4 protein-coding genes are annotated in these 3,194 nt (G+C 62.2%); all 4 read left to right on the top strand.

What is annotated here, in order from left to right:
- A partial coding sequence (locus VIW95_RS04840) for a lyase family protein (RefSeq protein ID WP_331584289.1) occupies positions 1-573 on the top strand: 573 nt, incomplete at its 5' end.
- Entirely contained in the window at positions 570-1,073 is a 504-nt protein-coding gene (locus VIW95_RS04845) for a hypothetical protein (protein WP_331584290.1), read from the top strand. The genes VIW95_RS04840 and VIW95_RS04845, both read left to right, overlap by 4 nt.
- Before the next feature lie 93 nt (positions 1,074-1,166).
- On the top strand, positions 1,167-2,426 hold the full coding sequence (gene lysA / locus VIW95_RS04850) for a diaminopimelate decarboxylase (RefSeq protein WP_331584291.1): 1,260 nt from the start codon (positions 1,167-1,169) through the stop codon (positions 2,424-2,426).
- Positions 2,427-2,441: 15 nt separating this feature from the next.
- Positions 2,442-3,194, top strand: a 753-nt coding sequence (gene dapF, locus VIW95_RS04855; RefSeq protein ID WP_331584292.1) for a diaminopimelate epimerase, incomplete at its 3' end; no start/stop codon positions are given.

Consider the following 3,194-nt stretch of genomic DNA (forward strand, 5'->3'; position numbering starts at 1 on the left):
GGCTTCGCGGCGCTCCCCGACGAATTTTCGACCGGCAGCTCGATGATGCCGCAGAAAAAGAATCCCGATCTGCTCGAATTGATCCGCGGCAAGACCGGCCTCGTGATCGGCGATCTGGTCGCGATGCTCACGGTGTTGAAGGGCCTCCCGCTCGCCTATAACTCGGACTTGCAGGAAGACAAAGAGCGCGCATTCGACGCGCTCGACGCGCTGAAGCCCGCGCTCGATTTGTTCGCAAAATTGTGGCCGGCGTTGCGGTTTGATGCGAAGCGCATGCGGGCGGCGGCTGGGGGATTTGCGCTAGCGACCGATCTCGCGGAATACCTGGTCGGTCGCGGCACTGCTTTTCGGCAGGCGCATGAAATTGTCGGCGCGATAGTCCGCGAAACGGCGGAAGCGGGCAGGACGCTCGAGGACTTGAGCATCGCGGAGTTGCGACGGCACTCGAGCGCGTTTGGCGCCGATGCGATCGCGATTCTTCGAGCCGAGAACTCGGTCGCGCGGCGAACGATCGAAGGCGGTCCGGCGCCGTCCACAGTCAAGCGCCGCCTCAAGGAGCTCGGAGGCCGATGAATCGGAAACGCAACGGCGCGAAATGGTTGACGCTCGGGCTCATGATTGCCGTCCTTGCGAACGTGGTTCCCGGATGCGGTGTGAAGTCTCAGCCGATACCACCGGAGGCTGCGCGTCCCGAGAAAATCGTTGGGCTCGAGGCCGCCAACGCGAAAGAGGGAATTCGGCTGACCTGGATTCGCCCGGAAAGCTACGCCGGCGGCGCGAAGATGAAGGACCTCGGCAGCTTCTCAATCTCGCGCGCGCAGGAGGGGAAGCCCGCTGAGCAGATCGGCGACATCCAGGTGCATGACGAAGGGCGCTTCCAGGTGCAAAACACTTTCACGTTTATCGATGGCTCGACCATCATCGGCAAGACCTATCACTACCAGGTGACTTCCAGCACGACCGACGGTTACGTCAGTGAACCGTCGAACGATGTGGAGATTGTGCGCAAGAATGCATCGGCTCCGCCGAACCCCGACACCTTCGTGGTGCCGACCCCGGTTCCGCTGAAGTGATAGCGGCGCGAACCTGACTGAATCGAGCGCCGTTTATTCGCGGGGCTGCGCTATGATAGAAACGAAACTTCATCCAATCGCTACATCATCGCAATGAACTACTTCGAATATCGCAACGATCAACTCTTCGCAGAAGACGTGCCGGTCGCGGACCTGGCGCGGCGAATCAACACGCCCTTTTTCGTTTATAGCGCGCGCACTCTCCGGCGGCATTTCCGGGTCTTCGACGAAGCCTTCGCCGGCACCGATCATTTGATCTGCTATGCGATGAAGGCGCTCTCGAATCTCAGCATCCTGAAACTGTTCGCCTCGATGGGCGCGGGCTTCGATATCGTTTCCGTAGGCGAGCTGATGCGATGCCTGCGAATCGGCGCCGACCCGCGCAAGATTGTGTTCTCCGGCGTCGGCAAGACTGACGAAGAGATCGCGGCCGCGCTCGAGGCCGGCATCCTGATGATCAACGTCGAGTCGCGCCCGGAACTGCATCGCGTGGCCGAGGTCGCGGGCCGGCTGAAGCGGCGCGCGCCGGTCAGCCTGCGGGTAAATCCCGATCTCGATCCCGGGACGCATCCGCACATTTCCACCGGCCATCGCGACAGCAAGTTTGGCGTTCCGCTTTCGCAGGTGGACGAATACTACGCGGAAGCGAGCGCGCTGGCGCAGCTCGAAATAGTGGGACTGAGCACGCACATCGGCTCGCAGATAACCGAGATGGCGCCGTTCGCCGAAGCGGGACAGAAGGTTGCCGCGATCGTCGGCAGGCTCCGCAGCGCCGGAATCCCGCTGAAGTATCTCGATCTCGGCGGCGGTCTCGGAATTCCCTACCGGGAGCAACCGCCACCGCCGTCCGAATACGCACACGCGCTGCTGAAGCCGATCGTGGGTCTTGGGCTCAAGATTATCACCGAGCCGGGACGCGTGATGGTCGGCAACGCGGGCGTGCTCGTGACGCGTGTGCTCTACAACAAGGAAACCGACGTGAAGCGCTTCGTCGTTATCGATGGCGCGATGAACGATTTGATTCGCCCGGTGCTCTACGAAGCGTATCACGAGATCGTTCCCGTCGATCGCCGCAAGCTTGGCAAGACGGTGACTGCGGATATCGTGGGCCCGGTCTGTGAGAGCGGCGATTTCTTTGCGCGCGAGCGCGTGATGGCCGAGCCCGAAGAGGGCGCCTTGCTCGCGGTGATGAGCGCCGGCGCTTACGGCTTCGTCATGTCGTCGAACTACAACAGCCGCCCACGCGCGCCCGAAGTGCTGGTTGATGGCGCCGACGTTCACGTGATTCGCGAGCGCGATACCTTCGAGGATCAGATCCGCGGCGAACATATCGTTGACCTCAAGACGGCGTGACAGAGTATAAGCGCGATGGCAACGCTCGAATTCACCAAGATGCACGGATCCGGCAACGATTACATATATGTCGTTGCGATGCGCGCGCGTCCTGCGGACCCGTCGGCACTCTCGATCAAACTGTCTGATCGCCACTTCGGCATCGGCGCGGACGGTCTCATCATGCTCGCGCCGTCGCGCAAGGCCGACATCCGGATGGAGATGTACAACGCCGACGGCAGCCGTGGCGACATGTGCGGCAACGGAATCCGATGCCTCGCGCGGCTCGCGTTCGAGCGCGGCCTGGTGCGCCGCAATCCGATGGTCGTCGAGACTGACGCCGGGCTCAAGACGGTCCAGCTGCGGTTGGAAGGGCGGCGCGTAATCGGTGCGACGGTCGATATGGGCGAGCCGATTCTCGACGGCCGCGAAATTCCGGTGAACGCCGACGGTCGAATTGTCGACTATCCGCTCGAGGTCGCAGGCCGGCGCGAGTCGATCACGGCGGTCTCGATGGGCAATCCGCATTGCGTCGTGTTCGTTGCCGACGACGGCGTATTCAAGCTCCAGGATCGTGATTTTGCCGCGCTGGGCCGCGAGTTCGAGCATCATCCGTTTTTCCCACGGCGCGTGAATACCGAATTCATCCTGGCCACGTCGCGCCGCAAGCTTAAGATGCGCGTGTGGGAGCGCGGTTCGGGCGAGACCTGGGCGTGCGGGATCCTTGTCGGTTACCTTGTGCTTCCTGGCCGGCCTGCTCTGCATCGGAGCGAGTTGGCTGAAACTTGG

Origin of the sequence: Binatus sp. (SeqCode), assembly GCF_036522015.1 — a bacterium.
GTDB lineage: Bacteria > Desulfobacterota > Binatia > Binatales > Binataceae > Binatus.